11 protein-coding genes are annotated in these 16,124 nt (G+C 56.0%); 8 read left to right on the forward strand and 3 right to left on the reverse strand.

The window, feature by feature from the left end; all coding sequences use genetic code 11:
- Nucleotides 1-3 precede the first annotated feature (3 nt).
- The 3 genes from mupP to AACY09_RS11195 all read right to left on the reverse strand — a co-directional run bounded on the left by mupP (nt 4) and on the right by AACY09_RS11195 (nt 2,890).
- A complete protein-coding gene (gene mupP / locus AACY09_RS11185; protein WP_339488021.1) occupies nt 4-675 on the reverse strand; it encodes an N-acetylmuramic acid 6-phosphate phosphatase MupP in 672 nt (223 codons plus the stop codon).
- On the reverse strand, nt 675-1,373 hold the full coding sequence (gene ubiG, locus AACY09_RS11190; RefSeq protein WP_339488023.1) for a bifunctional 2-polyprenyl-6-hydroxyphenol methylase/3-demethylubiquinol 3-O-methyltransferase UbiG: 699 nt from the start codon (nt 1,371-1,373) through the stop codon (nt 675-677). Before ubiG ends, mupP begins: the two co-directional genes overlap by 1 nt.
- A gap of 191 nt (nt 1,374-1,564) precedes the next feature.
- Nucleotides 1,565-2,890, reverse strand: coding sequence for a TRZ/ATZ family hydrolase (locus AACY09_RS11195; protein ID WP_339488024.1), 1,326 nt, complete (start codon nt 2,888-2,890; stop codon nt 1,565-1,567).
- A gap of 180 nt (nt 2,891-3,070) precedes the next feature.
- Between AACY09_RS11195 and mtnA the strand changes: the two genes are divergently transcribed.
- The 8 genes from mtnA to rpsA all read left to right on the forward strand — a co-directional run bounded on the left by mtnA (nt 3,071) and on the right by rpsA (nt 15,650).
- Nucleotides 3,071-4,147: an S-methyl-5-thioribose-1-phosphate isomerase gene (gene mtnA / locus AACY09_RS11200; RefSeq protein WP_339488026.1), complete on the forward strand. Its 1,077-nt coding sequence runs from the start codon at nt 3,071-3,073 to the stop codon at nt 4,145-4,147.
- Between the two features lie 330 nt (nt 4,148-4,477).
- Nucleotides 4,478-7,144, forward strand: a complete 2,667-nt coding sequence (gyrA, locus tag AACY09_RS11205) for a DNA gyrase subunit A (protein WP_339488027.1) — start codon at nt 4,478-4,480, stop codon at nt 7,142-7,144.
- A 95-nt stretch (nt 7,145-7,239) separates the two neighbouring features.
- Nucleotides 7,240-8,325 carry a 3-phosphoserine/phosphohydroxythreonine transaminase gene (serC, locus tag AACY09_RS11210; protein WP_339488028.1) on the forward strand — a complete coding sequence of 362 codons (1,086 nt, stop codon included), beginning with the start codon at nt 7,240-7,242 and terminating at the stop codon, nt 8,323-8,325.
- Nucleotides 8,325-9,431: a prephenate dehydratase gene (pheA, locus tag AACY09_RS11215; RefSeq protein ID WP_339488030.1), complete on the forward strand. Its 1,107-nt coding sequence runs from the start codon at nt 8,325-8,327 to the stop codon at nt 9,429-9,431. The genes serC and pheA overlap by 1 nt, the downstream gene beginning before the upstream one ends.
- 326 nt (nt 9,432-9,757) lie before the next feature.
- Nucleotides 9,758-10,867 carry a histidinol-phosphate transaminase gene (hisC, locus tag AACY09_RS11220; RefSeq protein ID WP_339488032.1) on the forward strand — a complete coding sequence of 370 codons (1,110 nt, stop codon included), beginning with the start codon at nt 9,758-9,760 and terminating at the stop codon, nt 10,865-10,867.
- Between the two features lie 59 nt (nt 10,868-10,926).
- Nucleotides 10,927-13,131, forward strand: coding sequence for a bifunctional prephenate dehydrogenase/3-phosphoshikimate 1-carboxyvinyltransferase (locus tag AACY09_RS11225; RefSeq protein ID WP_339488034.1), 2,205 nt, complete (start codon nt 10,927-10,929; stop codon nt 13,129-13,131).
- Nucleotides 13,131-13,817, forward strand: coding sequence for a (d)CMP kinase (gene cmk, locus AACY09_RS11230; protein WP_445323817.1), 687 nt, complete (start codon nt 13,131-13,133; stop codon nt 13,815-13,817). The genes AACY09_RS11225 and cmk overlap by 1 nt, the downstream gene beginning before the upstream one ends.
- Before the next feature lie 147 nt (nt 13,818-13,964).
- Nucleotides 13,965-15,650, forward strand: coding sequence for a 30S ribosomal protein S1 (rpsA, locus tag AACY09_RS11235; protein ID WP_339488036.1), 1,686 nt, complete (start codon nt 13,965-13,967; stop codon nt 15,648-15,650).
- Nucleotides 15,651-16,124: the final 474 nt, after the last annotated feature.

A 16,124-nucleotide genomic window follows, 5' to 3' on the forward strand; every position in this document is an offset into this window, starting at 1 on the left:
CGGTCAGCAGCTACAGAGCGCGTTGTCTAATACTGAGCGTAGTTGCAATGGATGGTCGACGACCACGTCGGCGCCCCAGTTGCGTGGGTTGTCCTGGGGGTGAATATAGCCGTAGGTCACTGCGGCGGTTTTGGTGCCAGCGGCGCGGCCTGATTCAATATCGCGCAGGTCATCGCCAACAAATAAAACACTGGCCGGGTCCAGGCCCAGGGTTTTGCAGGCGAGAATCATTGGCTCAGGATCGGGCTTGCTGTTTTTCACATGGTCCGGGCAGATCAGAATGGCAGAGCGCTTGGCTAAGCCCAGCTGTTGCATGATCGGTTCAGCGAAACGCAGCGGCTTATTGGTGACAACGCCCCACACCAGCTTGGCTTGCTCAATCTCGGCGAGCAGCTCTTCGATCCCGTCAAATGGCCGGGTGAGCACGGCGCAGTCTTTTTGGTAGCGATCAAGAAACTCAAGTCGCAATGGCTCAAAGTCAGGTGCTTGCGGGTCCATGCCGAAGGTGACCGAAACCATGGCCCGGGCGCCGCCAGAAACTTGATCACGGATCAGTTTTTCGGCAATCGGCTCCAGTCCACGATCCAGTCGCATCGCCTGGCAGATCGCAATGAAATCAGGAGCGCTGTCGAGCAGCGTGCCATCCATGTCGAAAAGTACTGCACGCAGTCGCATCATTGCTCCTTGAGCGTTTGGATCATGTAGTTGACGTCTACATCAGATGACAGCTTGTAGTGCTTGGTCAGCGGGTTGTAGGTCAAGCCGATGATGTCTTTGACTTCCAGGCCAGCGGCGCGGCTCCAACTGCCAAGTTCGGAAGGGCGGATGAATTTTTTGAATTCATGGGTGCCGCGAGGCAACAGGCGCAGCAGGTATTCCGCACCAATCACCGCGAACATATAGGCCTTAGGGTTGCGGTTGATGGTCGAGAAGAACACTTGGCCACCCGGTTTCACCATGCGATAGCAAGCGCGAATAATCGAGGCCGGGTCAGGCACGTGCTCAAGCATCTCCAGGCAGGTGACGACATCGAATTGCTCTGGCATTTCTTCTGCGAGGTCTTCAGCCGTGATCTGGCGGTATTCGACCGAAACACCGGACTCAAGCTGGTGAAGCTGGGCTACGGACAACGGTGCTTCACCCATGTCGATGCCCATCACAGTCGCCCCGCGCTGCGCCATGGACTCACTGAGGATACCGCCGCCACAGCCAACATCGAGCACTTTCTTGCCGGCCAGGCCGACACGCTCATCAATCCAGTTGACCCGCAGCGGGTTGATCTCATGCAGCGGTTTGAACTCGCTTTCACGGTCCCACCAGCGGTGGGCAAGGGCTTCAAATTTGGCAATTTCAGCTGGGTCGACGTTGCTCATTTAGCTGTTCCTGAGTAAATCTGCAATTCGGTTGCCTGCATGTTTGGCAGGGAGCCTCTTAAACGGTAGTTTTTAGAGGTTTCCAATAGTTTATGGTGCCATTTTCGCGTCTATTGGTGGGCACTTGTCAGCAGGCCAGTGTATGTCAGTTTGTCGCAGCGGCTGGCATCTATGCGCAGCTGTTGGTTTATTTATTCGGCCTTGGCCGCGATTTTCTCACCCCAGGCACGGGTCTTGGCGATGATCTGCGCTTCATCCATGCGGGTCAGTTTGCCGTTCTCCAGCAATTGTTTGCCACCGACCCAGACATGCTCAACGCAGGCCCGGCTGCTGGCATAGATAAGTTGCGAGACCGGGTCGTACACCGGCTGCTGCGCAAGGCCTGACAGGTTGAATGCGCACATGTCCGCGGCTTTGCCGATTTCCAGTGAGCCCACTTCTGCTTCAAGGCCTAAGGCGCGAGCACCATTTAAGGTGGCCATGCGCAGTGCGCGATGGGCATCCAGTGCCGTGGCGGAACCGGCGACTGCTTTGGCCAACAGGGCCGCGGTGCGCGTTTCGCCAAGCAGGTCGAGGTCATTATTGCTGGCCGCGCCATCTGTGCCGATAGCCACGTTGACCCCGGCATTCCACAGTTTTTCGACTGGGCAGAAGCCGCTGGCGAGCTTGAGGTTCGATTCAGGGCAATGAATGACGCTGGTGTTGGTCGCGACCAGCAGTTCGAGGTCGTCGTCATCTATTTGGGTCATGTGTACGGCTTGAAAGCGCGGACCAAGCAGGCCGAGGCGGGCCAGTCGTGCGAGCGGCCGTTCCCCGTGCAGCTCCTGGCTTTGCTGAACCTCAAATGCCGTCTCGTGGACGTGCATATGAATGCCTGCTTCCAGCTCTTCGGCTAGCACGTTGATATTGCTCAGCTTGTCATCGCTGACGGTGTAGGGCGCATGCGGGCCAAAGGCGATTTTTATCCGTGGGTGATGCTTCAGGTCGCTAAATAACTCCAGGCCTTTGTGCAGGGCTTCGGCGGCATCGCGGGCGCCGGGAATGGGGAAGTCGAGCACCGGAATAGTGATTTGCGCGCGAATACCGCTGCTGTGAACTTGCTGGCTGGCCACTTCGGGGTAGAAGTACATGTCCGAGAAACAGGTGATGCCGCCCTTGAGTTGTTCGGCAATCGCCAATTCAGTGCCGTCTTTGATGAATTCCTCGGTCACCCATTTGGCTTCGGCTGGCCAGATGTGTTGCTGCAGCCAGGTCATCAGTGGCATGTCGTCCGCCAAGCCGCGAAACAGGGTCATTGCCGCATGGCCGTGGGCGTTGATCAACCCGGGGCTGATGATGTGCTCGGGCAGTTCGCGCACCTCCAATGCCGTATGCTTAAGCGCTTGCTCGCGTGGCGCAATCAGTACGATTTTGCCGTCGCGAATGCCCAAGCCGTGGTCGCGCAGCACGACACCGGCCGGTTCAACAGGCACCAACCAGGTGGGGAGCAGGAGAAGGTCGAGTGGGGCTTCGGACATTTAAGGCGTATCCACGGGGTAATTGGCCTGCAATTCTATAGTGGAACGCCGCGCGCATGAAACCGAAAGCGCTGCAAACCCGGCCTTGGTAGTGAATTCGATATTTTGCTGCAACTATGGCTACAGGCCGACTGACGCATGGGCGTATAATCGGCGGCTTTGTTTCACGAGGGTAGGTCGATGCGCGAGCAGTTGTTAGCAGCAGAAAAGGTCAAGGCTATTGAGTGGCGCGATGGCCGTCTATATCTGCTAGATCAGCGCGTCCTTCCTTTTGAAGAGCTGTGGATCGCTTATGACAGTGCAGCCGACGTGGCGACAGCGATCAAGGCGATGGTCGTGCGAGGCGCTCCGGCGATTGGGATCAGCGCCGCGTATGGTGTGGTGCTGGGCGCTAAGCAGCGGATCGAGCAGGGTGGCGATTGGCGTGAAGCGCTTGAGGCTGACTTTAAGGTGCTGGCAGATTCGCGGCCCACTGCAGTAAATCTGTTCTGGGCCTTGAACCGCATGCGTGAGCGGTTGGCACGGATCAAGCCGGGTGATGATGCGCTGGCTGTACTCGAAACTGAGGCGCTGGGCATTCATGAAAGCGACCGTGAAGCCAACCTGACCATGGCCCAGTTGGGTGTGGATTTGATCCGCAAGCATCAGGGCAACCTGCAAAACCTGTTAACCCACTGCAATACCGGTGCGCTGGCCACGGGCGGCTTTGGCACGGCGCTGGGTGTGATTCGCGCCGCCTATCTCGATGGGCTGGTTGAGCGGGTATACGCCGATGAAACTCGTCCATGGCTGCAAGGCTCACGGTTGACTGCCTGGGAACTGGCCAACGAAGGCATACCTGTCAGCCTCAATGCTGACTCGGCGGCAGCCCATCTCATGAAAACCCGCGGCATCACCTGGGTTATTGTTGGTGCTGACCGCATCACCGCAAATGGCGATGTGGCGAACAAGATTGGCACTTATCAGCTCGCCGTAAATGCCATGCACCACGGCGTGCGCTTTATGGTGGTGGCGCCAAGTTCGACCATTGATATGGATCTGGAAAGCGGCGAAGACATCCCGATCGAGGAGCGCGACGGCAGCGAATTGCTGGAAGTGGGTGGCAAGCGCGTCGCGGCAGGAGTTGATGCGGTCAACCCGGTGTTCGATGTGACCCCTGCGGATTTGATCGACTTTATTGTCACCGAGAAAGGCGTGGTCGAGCGCCCGGATCTGGCCAAGATGACCCAGTTGATGTGCCGCAAACGTCTGCATTAACGGCGCATTTTAATGAGGGTCACGGCCTGTGCGCCTGATGCTTTCAGTGATGGCGGCTAGAGAATAAATCGGCTTGTGCGGCCTCTCAGTGCGTCACAGGGCTATTTGGCCGTTTTTTGCTGGTCGCTTTAGGGTAGGTGTAAGGCGCTGTTTGTGGTAACCTCCGGCAGTTATCAGAGCAACTGCTCAAGGTTGCTTTAACTGCGCTTATCCATGGCATAACTTATTGATTTGTCGTGAGTCGTTGTTGACTTGATGTTACAGCGACAGGCTTCGCCCATTCACAATGAGTGGCGCGGAGTTTCACCAGAAAAAGGAACCAGGCTACTCATGGGCGAACTGGCCAAAGAAATCCTCCCGGTCAATATCGAAGACGAACTTAAGCAGTCCTACCTCGATTACGCGATGAGCGTAATTGTCGGTCGTGCGCTGCCGGATGCGCGCGATGGCTTGAAGCCCGTGCACCGTCGCGTGCTGTACGCGATGAGCGAGCTGGGTAATGACTGGAACAAGGCGTACAAGAAGTCGGCTCGTGTCGTTGGTGACGTGATCGGTAAGTATCACCCACACGGTGACACAGCGGTTTACGACACCATCGTTCGTATGGCTCAGCCATTCTCTTTGCGCTACCTGTTGGTAGACGGTCAAGGCAACTTCGGTTCGGTTGACGGCGATAACGCTGCTGCCATGCGATACACCGAAGTGCGCATGACCAAGCTGGCCCATGAATTACTGGCCGACTTGCACAAAGAAACTGTGGACTGGGTGCCCAACTACGACGGCACCGAGATTATTCCCGCGGTTATGCCGACCAAGGTTCCCAACCTGTTGATCAACGGCTCCAGCGGTATTGCTGTGGGCATGGCGACCAATATTCCGCCGCATAACCTCACCGAGGTTATCAATGGCTGCTTGGCGCTGATCGAAAACCCGGAACTGAGCATCGATGAGTTGATGCAGTACATTCCGGGCCCGGATTTCCCCACCGCCGCCATCATTAACGGTCGCGCCGGTATCATCGAAGCCTATCGCACCGGTCGTGGGCGCATTTATATGCGTGCCCGCGCCGAAATCGAAGACATCGATAAGGTTGGCGGTCGCCAGCAGATCATCGTCACCGAACTGCCGTACCAGCTGAACAAAGCCCGTTTGATCGAAAAGATCGCCGAGCTGGTTAAAGAGAAGAAGCTCGAAGGCATCACCGAGCTGCGCGATGAGTCTGACAAAGACGGCATGCGCATTGTGATCGAACTGCGCCGTGGTGAAGTGCCGGAGGTGATTCTTAACAACCTCTACGCCCAGACCCAGATGCAAGGTGTGTTCGGCATCAACGTGGTGGCTTTGATCGACGGTCAGCCTAAGGTGCTTAACCTTAAGGACATGCTCGAAGTCTTCATCTTGCACCGTCGCGAAGTGGTTACCCGTCGCACTGTGTTTGAGCTGCGTAAAGCCCGCGAGCGTGGCCACATTCTTGAAGGTCAAGCGGTTGCCCTGTCGAACATCGACCCGGTTATTGCCCTGATCAAAGCCTCGCCGACCTCGGCTGAAGCGAAAGAAGCCTTGATTGCCAAAGCCTGGGAATCGAGCGCTGTGCAAAGCATGGTTGAGCGTGCAGGTGCTGATTCATGCCGCCCAGATAATCTGGACCCGCAATTCGGTCTGCGCGACGGCAAGTATTACCTGTCGCCAGAACAGGCTCAGGCCATTCTTGACCTGCGTCTGCACCGCCTGACCGGTCTTGAGCACGAAAAACTGCTGGCTGAATACCAGGAGATTCTGGCCCAGATTGGCGAGCTGATCCGTATCCTGACCAGCGCTGAGCGCTTGATGGAAGTGATCACCGAAGAGCTGGAAGGCATCAAGGCTGAGTTCGGCGATGCGCGTCGCACCGAAATCCTCGATAACCGTCTTGACCTGACCCTGGCTGACCTGATCACCGAAGAAGATCGTGTGGTGACCATTTCGCACACCGGTTATGCCAAATCGCAACCACTGGCCGCGTATCAAGCGCAGCGCCGTGGCGGTAAAGGCAAGTCGGCCACTGGGGTCAAGGATGAGGATTACATTTCTCACCTGCTGGTTGCCAACAGTCACACCACGCTGCTGCTGTTCTCCAGCCGCGGCAAGGTGTACTGGCTGAAGACCTATGAAATTCCAGAAGCCTCCCGTGCGGCGCGTGGTCGTCCTTTGGTTAACCTGTTGCCGCTGGATGAAGGTGAATACATCACCACCATGCTGCCGGTCGACGAGTACACCGAAGGCCACTTTATCTTTATGGCGACCGCTGGCGGTACCGTGAAGAAGACGCCGCTGGAGCAATTCAGCCGTCAGCGTAGCGTGGGTTTGATTGCCCTTGATCTGGATGAAGGCGACACCCTGATCTCTGCCTCGATTACCGATGGCAGCCGTGAAGTGATGTTGTTCTCCGACGGCGGCAAAGTAACCCGCTTTAAAGAGAGCGATGTGCGCGCCATGGGCCGTACGGCTCGCGGTGTTCGCGGCATGCGTCTGGCTGAAGGCCAGAAGCTGATCTCGATGCTGATCCCAGAAGAAGGCAGCCAGATTCTGACCGCCTCACAACGCGGCTACGGCAAGCGCACTGAAATCGGCGAGTTCCCAGAGTACAAACGTGGCGGGCAGGGCGTAATTGCCATGGTCAGCAACGAGCGTAACGGTAAGTTGGTTGGCGCGGTTCAGGTACTTGATGGCGAGGAAATCATGCTGATTTCTGACCAGGGCACACTGGTGCGCACGCGCGTTGGTGAGGTCTCAAGCTTGGGGCGTAATACCCAGGGCGTGACCCTGATTCGCTTGGCCAAAGACGAGAAACTAGTTGGTCTGCAGCGTGTTCAAGAACCTTCAATTGAAGAAGAATACGATGAAAACGGCGAGCTGATCGTTAATGAAGAGCTTGAAGGTGAGCCTGATTTGGCGCCAGAAGATGGCGTGGAACCAGAAGCGCCTGCTGCGGGTGAAAGCCCCGTAGATCCAGAGTAATCCACGCAACAAGCCTGCTTCGGCAGGCTTTGTTGTCTGTGGCGTTTGATCAGGCGCTGACTTAGGGTCAGCGTCCATTTTTTGAGAGAGTGGATGTGAGCAAGCGAGCCTTTAACTTCTGCGCCGGCCCGGCCGCGCTTCCCGAAGCTGTATTGCAACGTGCCCAGGCTGATCTCCTCGACTGGCAGGGTAAAGGCCTGTCAGTGATGGAAATGAGCCACCGCAGCGACGAATACACCGCAATCGCCGAGAAGGCCGAGCAGGATCTGCGTGATCTGCTGTCCATTCCCTCGAATTACAAGGTTCTGTTTTTGCAGGGCGGTGCCAGCCAGCAATTCGCTGAGATCGCCCTGAATCTGCTGCCCGAAGACGGCGTGGCCGACTACATCGACACCGGTATCTGGTCGAAGAAAAGCATCGAAGAAGCCAAGCGTTACGGCAACATCAATGTCGCTGCCAGCGCCAAGCCCTACGATTATTTTGCGATTCCCGGCCAGAACGAATGGCAGCTGTCGAAAAATGCCGCCTATGTGCATTACGCCAGCAATGAAACCATTGGTGGCCTGCAATTTGACTGGATTCCCCAAGTGGGCGATGTGCCTCTGGTGGCGGATATGTCTTCGGACATCCTTTCGCGCTCATTGGATGTGTCCCAATTTGGCCTGATCTACGCCGGTGCGCAGAAAAACATCGGCCCGAGCGGTTTGGTTGTGGTCATCGTTCGCGAAGACCTGTTGGGTCGTGCACGCAGCTCATGCCCGACCATGCTCAATTACAAAGTCGCGGCTGATAACGGCTCGATGTACAACACCCCGGCAACTTTTTCCTGGTACCTCTCTGGCTTGGTGTTCGAGTGGCTCAAAGAGCAGGGCGGCGTTGCTGCGATGGAAAAGCTCAATCGCACCAAGAAAGAACTGCTGTATGGCGTGATTGACAGCAGCGAGATGTACAGCAACCCGATCTCGGCTAACGCGCGTTCGTGGATGAACGTACCCTTTCGTCTGGCAGATGATCGTCTGGACAAGGCATTTTTGGCCGGCGCTGATGCGCGCGGTTTATTGAACCTCAAAGGCCACCGTTCGGTTGGCGGCATGCGTGCCTCTATCTACAACGCGGTTGGCCTTGATGCGGTGCAGGCACTGGTTGCCTACATGGCTGAGTTCGAGAAGGAGCACGGTTAATGTCGGATCTCATCACCGAGCAGGAATTAAAAGCACTGCGCCTACGGATTGACAGCCTGGATGAAAAAATCCTTGAGCTGATCAGTGATCGCGCGCGCTGCGCCGAAGAAGTCGCACGGGTCAAAATGGCCGCTTTGCCAGTGGGTGAAGTGCCCGTGTTTTACCGTCCAGAGCGTGAGGCGCAAGTTCTCAAGCGCGTTATGGAACGTAATGTCGGGCCTTTGGGTAATGAAGAGATGGCCCGCCTGTTTCGGGAAATCATGTCCTCATGCCTGGCGCTTGAGAACCCACTGAAAGTGGCGTATCTCGGCCCGGAAGGCACCTTTTCCCATGCGGCTGCGATGAAACACTTTGGCCACGCGGTAGTTAGCATGCCGATGACTGCCATCGACGAGGTATTCCGCGAAGTGGCTGCGGGTGCAGTAAACTTCGGTGTAGTGCCGGTCGAGAACTCGACTGAAGGCGCGGTCAACCACACGCTTGATAGCTTCCTTGAGCACGACATGGTGATTTGTGGCGAGGTTGAGCTGCGCATTCACCATCATCTGCTGGTGGGTGAGGCGACTAAGACCGACAAAATTACCCGTATTTACTCCCACGCCCAGTCGTTGGCCCAGTGCCGTAAATGGCTGGACGCGCATTATCCAAATGTCGAGCGCGTTGCGGTTTCGAGCAATGCCGATGCCGCCAAGCGGGTTAAAAGCGAGTGGAATTCAGCGGCAATCGCTGGTGACATGGCTGCAAGCCTGTATGGCTTGACCAAAGTCGCGGAAAAGATCGAAGACCGCCCGGATAACTCCACGCGCTTCTTGATCATCGGCAGCCAGGAAGTACCGCCGACTGGAGATGACAAGACCTCGGTCATTATTTCCATGAGCAACAAGCCAGGCGCGTTGCACGAACTGCTGGTGCCCTTCCATCAAAACGGCATCGATCTGACCCGTATCGAAACGCGTCCCTCGCGCAGCGGTAAGTGGACCTATGTGTTCTTTATCGATTTCGTCGGCCATCACCGTGATCCGTTGATCAAGGATGTGCTGGAGAAGATCAATCAGGAAGCAGTCGCCCTGAAAGTGCTGGGTTCTTATCCAAAAGCCGTTTTGTAAACGCTTTGTCGGTGGCTTGGATATTTGGGTTTTTGGCTATTGATTCACGTAGGGTGGATGACGCTCTTTTCATCCACCATTGCTCACCACCGGCGGCATGGGTGTTTGGGTTATTGGCTGGAAATGGTGGGCAAGCTTCGCGTTGCCACACCCTACGATTGAATTGCCGATAATTGGTTTCACGTAGGGTGGATGACGCTCTTTTCATCCACCATTGCTCACCACCGGCAGCATGAATATTTGGGTTATCGATTACAAACGGTGGGCAAGCCACACGCTGTCACACCCTACGGACCTGCGGATTTACGGATTTAACGAGGCAAACAATGAGTTGTGATTTCCTCGCGCTGGCTCAGCCAGGCGTACAAAAGCTGTCGCCCTATGTGCCAGGCAAGCCGGTCGATGAACTGGCCCGTGAGCTGGGGCTCGATCCAGCTAACATCGTCAAACTGGCCAGCAATGAAAACCCGCTTGGCCCAAGCCCTAAAGCGCTTGAGGCGATTCGCGCTGAGTTAGCAGAGCTGACGCGTTACCCAGACGGCAATGGTTTCACATTGAAAAACCTGCTGGCACAGCGCTGTGGCGTTGAGATTCAGCAAGTGACGTTGGGCAACGGTTCTAACGACATTCTTGAGCTGGTCGCCCGTGCTTATTTGGCACCCGGGCTTAATGCGGTATTCAGCGAACACGCCTTTGCGGTGTACCCAATTGCGACGCAGGCGGTTGGCGCGCAGTGCAATATCGTTCCAGCCAAAGACTTTGGGCATGACCTTGAAGCCATGGCCAAGGCGATCAATGAGCACACCCGCGTGGTGTTCATCGCTAACCCGAATAACCCCACTGGCACCTGGTTTGGCCCGCATGCATTGGCTGACTTCTTGGCCAAGGTGCCTGAGTCGGTGTTGGTGGTGCTGGATGAGGCCTATATCGAGTACGCACACGGCAGTGAATTGCCGGATGGCCTTGATTACCTGAGCCAGTACCCAAATCTGCTGGTGTCGCGCACGTTCTCCAAGGCCTATGGTCTGGCGGCGCTGCGTGTGGGTTACGGCATCAGCACCGCACAGGTTGCTGATGTACTGAATCGTGTGCGCCAGCCGTTCAACGTGAATAGCTTGGCGCAGGCAGCGGCATGTGCCGCTTTTGATGACGCCGAGTACCTGGCGCAAAGCCGTAAAATCAATGATGACGGCATGGCCCAGCTTGAAGCGGGTTTCCGTGAGCTTGGCCTGAGCTGGATCCCTTCCAAAGGTAACTTTATTGCCGTTGATCTAGCTCGTGACGCGGGGCCAATCAATCAGGCATTGCTGCGCGAGGGCATCATCGTTCGGCCAACGGCAAACTACGGCATGCCAACCTACTTGCGCGTGTCAATTGGCCTGCCTGAAGAGAACAGCCGCTTCTTGCTTGCCTTGAAAAAGGTACTTGGCGAGTGACTGAGGTTAAATGTGCAGCCGCTGAATCGCTTGTAACCTGCGCGCAATCGACGACGCCTATGATCGGCCGCTTGGTGGTGGTCGGGCTCGGTTTGATTGGGGGCTCGTTCGCCAAAGGTTTGCGTGAGTGCGGTGTTTGTCGTGAAGTGGTTGGGGTTGATCTCGATGCGCAATCTCGCCAAGCCGCGGTTGCTTTGGGTGTGGTTGATCGTTGCGAAGAGCAGCTTGCGTTAGCCTGTGAGGGCGCTGATGTAATCCAGCTGGCAGTGCCAATCTTGGCCATGGAGCGTGTGTTGGGTGAACTGGCCAAGCTCGATCTGGGCAATGCGGTGCTCACCGATGTTGGCAGTGCTAAAGGCAACGTGGTGCGGGCTGCAAGGCTCGCGTTTGGTGATATGCCGGCGCGTTTTGTGCCGGGACATCCGATTGCAGGCTCAGAGCAGAGTGGGGTGGAGGCGGCCAACGCAGAGCTGTTTCGTCACCACAAAGTCATTCTGACGCCGCAACAGGGCACTGACCCAGACGCGCTGCAGTTGGTCGATCAGCTCTGGCGTCAGTTGGGGGCCGATGTCGAGCATATGCAGGTCGAGCATCACGATCAGGTGTTGGCTGCTACCAGTCATTTGCCACATTTGTTGGCGTTTGGTTTGGTCGATTCCCTGGCCAAGCGCAATGAGAATCTGGAGATTTTCCGTTACGCTGCCGGCGGTTTTCGCGACTTCACCCGCATAGCCGGCAGTGATCCGGTGATGTGGCATGACATTTTTCTGGCCAATCGCGAAGCGGTATTGCAGAACCTGGACATATTTCGCAGCGATCTCGACGCGCTTCGCGCCGCGGTCGATGCAGGGGATGGGCATCAACTGCTGGGCGTTTTTACCCGCGCCCGCGTGGCCCGCGAACACTTCAGCAAAATTTTAGCCCGCAGGGCTTATGTGGACGCTATGCATACGACTGATCTGATTTTCCTGGCAAATCCTGGTGGCACAGTCACTGGTAAAATTCGCGTACCTGGCGATAAATCCATTTCACACCGTTCGATCATGCTCGGCTCGATTGCCGAAGGCGTGACCGAGATTGAAGGCTTTCTCGAAGGCGAAGATGCGCTCGCGACTCTGCAGGCATTTCGCGACATGGGTGTTGTGATCGAAGGCCCACAACACGGGCGTGTGACTGTCCATGGCGTTGGCTTGCGCGGTCTTAAAGCACCGCCTGGTCCGATCTATGTCGGTAACTCGGGCACCTCCATGCGCTTGCTGAGTGGTTTGCTGGCGGCGCAGCCGTTCGATGTCACCCTGACTGGCGATGCTTCGCTGAACAAGCGGCCGATGGGGCGTGTGGCCAAGCCGTTGCGCGCCATGGGTGCAATTATCGAAACCGCGGCCGAAGGGCGTCCGCCGCTCACCGTGCGCGCCGGTGGCCGTTTGGGTGGCATGACCTACGAAATGCCGATGGCCAGCGCTCAGGTTAAATCCTGCCTGCTGCTGGCTGGCCTCTATGCGGCAGGTTCGACCACTGTTATTGAGCCAGCACCGACCCGCGACCACACCGAACGTATGCTCCGTGGTTTTGGCTACCCGGTGAAGGTTGAGGGCAATGCGGCGACGGTTGAATCCGGTCATACCCTCAAAGGGACGCATATCGAAGTGCCGGCTGATATCTCATCTGCAGCGTTCTTCCTGGTAGCCGCCAGTATCGCTGAAGGCTCTGATTTGCTGCTTGAGCACGTGGGCGTCAACCCAACACGCACCGGCGTAATCGATATTCTCAAGCTGATGGGCGGCGATATCACCCTCGAAAACGAGCGTGAGGTTGGTGGAGAGCCCGTTGCAGATATCCGCGTGCGTTCAGCTAAGCTTAAAGGGATCAATATCCCTGAAGATCTGGTGCCGCTGGCGATTGATGAGTTCCCTGTGTTATTCGTCGCTGCAGCCTGTGCCGAGGGTCGTACCGTGTTGCGTGGTGCTGAAGAACTACGAGTTAAAGAGTCTGACCGGATTCAGGTGATGGCGGATGGTTTGATCGAGCTGGGCGTTAGTGCCGAGCCAACGCCAGACGGCATCATCATTGAAGGTGGCGTTATGGGTGGCGGTGAAGTCCACGCCCACGGTGACCATCGGATCGCCATGGCCTTTAGCGTTGCCTCGCTGCGCGCTACAGCGCCTATCCGCATCCATGATTGCGCAAACGTCGCCACGTCCTTCCCTAACTTTCTAGCCTTGGCCACCCAGGTTGGGATGCAGGTTGGCGAGGAGGGTAAGTGATGGATGCTGCGCCAATCATCACAATCGACGGGCCTAGCGGTTCAGGCAAGGGCACGATTGCCTGTTTAGTTGCACAGAAATTGGGCTGGAATCTGCTGGATTCCGGTGCCCTCTATCGCTTGTTGGCTTTCTCTGCGCGCAATCACGGGGTTGATATCACCAACGAAGCATCTGTGACCATGTTGGCGGCGCACCTCGATGTGCAGTTTATTGCCAGCGCGGACGGCAAGGGCCAGCGCATCATCCTTGAAGGCGAGGAGGTTACCGATGCGATTCGCAATGAACAGGTGGGTGCCGGCGCCTCACAAGTAGCCGCCTTGCCTGCGGTACGTGAGGCTTTGCTGCAGCGTCAGCGGGCATTTCAGGAGTTTCCTGGCCTGGTTGCTGATGGGCGTGACATGGGCACTGTGGTGTTTCCCGATGCGCCGCTGAAGATATTTCTGACCGCCAGCGCCGAGGAGCGGGCTCGCCGACGTTACTTGCAGTTGAAGGCTAAAGGCGATGATGTTAATCTTGCGAGTCTACTTGATGAGATTCGCGAGCGCGACGAACGCGATACCCAGCGTACGGTCGCTCCGCTGAAGCCGGCAGACGATGCAATCCAGCTGGATTCCACCGAACTGTCCATCGAGCAGGTGTTTGAACGAATTCTCAGTGAGGTCGCCATTCGCGATCTCGCTGGTTAACAGAGCTACGGCATAAGCCGCCAGTTCGCCAGGGAGGCATGCAAGAGACCAGTCCTAGTCTTGCAAGCCTCTTTTTATATGAACGTACCCACATTGTCTGGAGTGTGGTTTGGGCAGATTCACTGCCCTGAATCAACAGGAATCAACATGAGCGAAAGCTTCGCGGAACTTTTTGAAGAAAGCCTAAAAACCCTCGACATGCAACCGGGCGCCATCATTACCGGTATCGTAGTCGACATCGACGGTGACTGGGTCACTGTTCATGCCGGTCTTAAGTCAGAGGGCGTCATTCCACTCGAGCAGTTCTTCAACGAACAAGGCGAGTTGACCATCAAGGTCGGTGACGAAGTCCACGTTGCGCTGGACGCGGTTGAAGATGGCTTCGGTGAAACCAAGCTGTCCCGCGAAAAAGCCAAGCGCGCTGAGTGCTGGATTGTTCTGGAAGCAGCTTTCGCCGCTGAAGAAGTGGTTACGGGCGTTATCAACGGTAAGGTTAAAGGCGGCTTCACAGTCGACGTTAACGGCATCCGTGCGTTCCTGCCAGGTTCTTTGGTCGATGTTCGTCCAGTGCGTGATACCACTCACCTGGAAGGCAAAGAGCTCGAGTTCAAGGTCATCAAGCTGGACCAGAAGCGCAACAACGTTGTTGTTTCTCGTCGTAGCGTCCTCGAAGCTGAGAACAGTGCTGAGCGTGAAGCTCTGCTCGAATCTCTGCAGGAAGGCCAGCAAGTTAAAGGTATCGTCAAAAACCTCACCGACTACGGCGCGTTCGTGGATCTGGGCGGTGTCGACGGCCTGCTGCACATCACCGACATGGCTTGGAAGCGCATCAAGCATCCTTCCGAGATCGTCAACGTTGGTGACGAAATCGACGTTAAGGTTCTGAAATACGATCGCGAACGTAACCGCGTTTCGTTGGGCCTGAAGCAGCTGGGCGAAGACCCATGGGTTGCTATCAAAGCACGTTACCCAGAAAGCACCCGCGTTGTTGCACGCGTAACCAACCTGACCGACTACGGCTGCTTCGCAGAGCTGGAAGAAGGCGTGGAAGGCCTGGTGCACGTATCCGAAATGGATTGGACCAACAAAAACATCCACCCATCTAAAGTCGTTCAGGTTGGCGATGAAGTGGAAGTTATGGTTCTGGATATCGACGAAGAGCGTCGTCGTATCTCCCTGGGTATCAAGCAGTGCAAAACTAACCCATGGGAAGATTTCTCGGGTCAGTTCAACAAGGGCGACAAGATCTCCGGCACCATCAAGTCGATCACCGATTTCGGTATCTTCATTGGTCTGGACGGCGGCATCGACGGCCTGGTTCACCTGTCAGACATCTCTTGGAACGAAGTTGGCGAAGAAGCCGTACGTCGCTTCAAGAAGGGCGACGAGCTCGAAACCGTCATCCTGTCTGTTGATCCAGAGCGCGAGCGCATCTCCCTGGGCATCAAGCAACTGGAAGAAGATCCGTTCTCCGACTACGTTGCAGTTAACGATAAAGGCACAATCGTGACCGGTACCGTTAAAGAAGTTGATGCTAAGGGCGCTGTAATCACCCTGGCTGACGGCATCGAAGCTACTCTGAAAGCATCTGAAATCAGCCGTGACCGCGTTGAAGACGCGCGCAACGTTCTGAAAGAAGGCGAAGAAGTAGAAGCCAAGATCATCAGCGTTGATCGTAAGAGCCGCGTAATCAGCTTGTCGATCAAGTCGAAAGACGTTGAAGACGAAAAAGAAGCTATCAAAGAAATGCGCACTAAGCAGGACGAAGCTGCTCCTGCTGGTCCGACCACCATTGGTGATCTGATCCGCGCACAAATGGAAAACCAGAACTAAGTTCAGGTAAACCATAGAAAAAGGGAGCCTTCGGGCTCCCTTTTTTTGTGGGCGAAATTTGACCCGCACTACGCTGGGTGGACACCACTTTCTTTATCCGCCATCGATGTCGCGGCAATTACGTTATTGCTAAAAAATGGCCGCCAACACCACGCTTCCGTAGGGTGGATGCCGCTTTACCCATCCACCATTCCTGTCGGCGAATCTCTCAATAACTGGCTCTCTCCATGCATCTTCCGCCCCCCCTTTGGGTCATATCTACCACCTCTGCCATTTGTTTATCCAAGGCCCAACCGCGCACACTGAAGCACACGAGTCCAATGGCGTGCGCCAAGATACAACCGTCGCGGAGGCTAAATTGCTGGCGTAATAGACGTTATGAACAGAATCAACATCATAGAAGCATTTGCAGAGGCTGTTCAAAAGCTTGGTAGCATGCTAAAACCTTTGTATCGAGTGATCTAGCCGCTTGAA

Source organism: Pseudomonas sp. EL_65y_Pfl2_R95 (assembly GCF_963971045.1).
Classification (GTDB): domain Bacteria; phylum Pseudomonadota; class Gammaproteobacteria; order Pseudomonadales; family Pseudomonadaceae; genus Aquipseudomonas.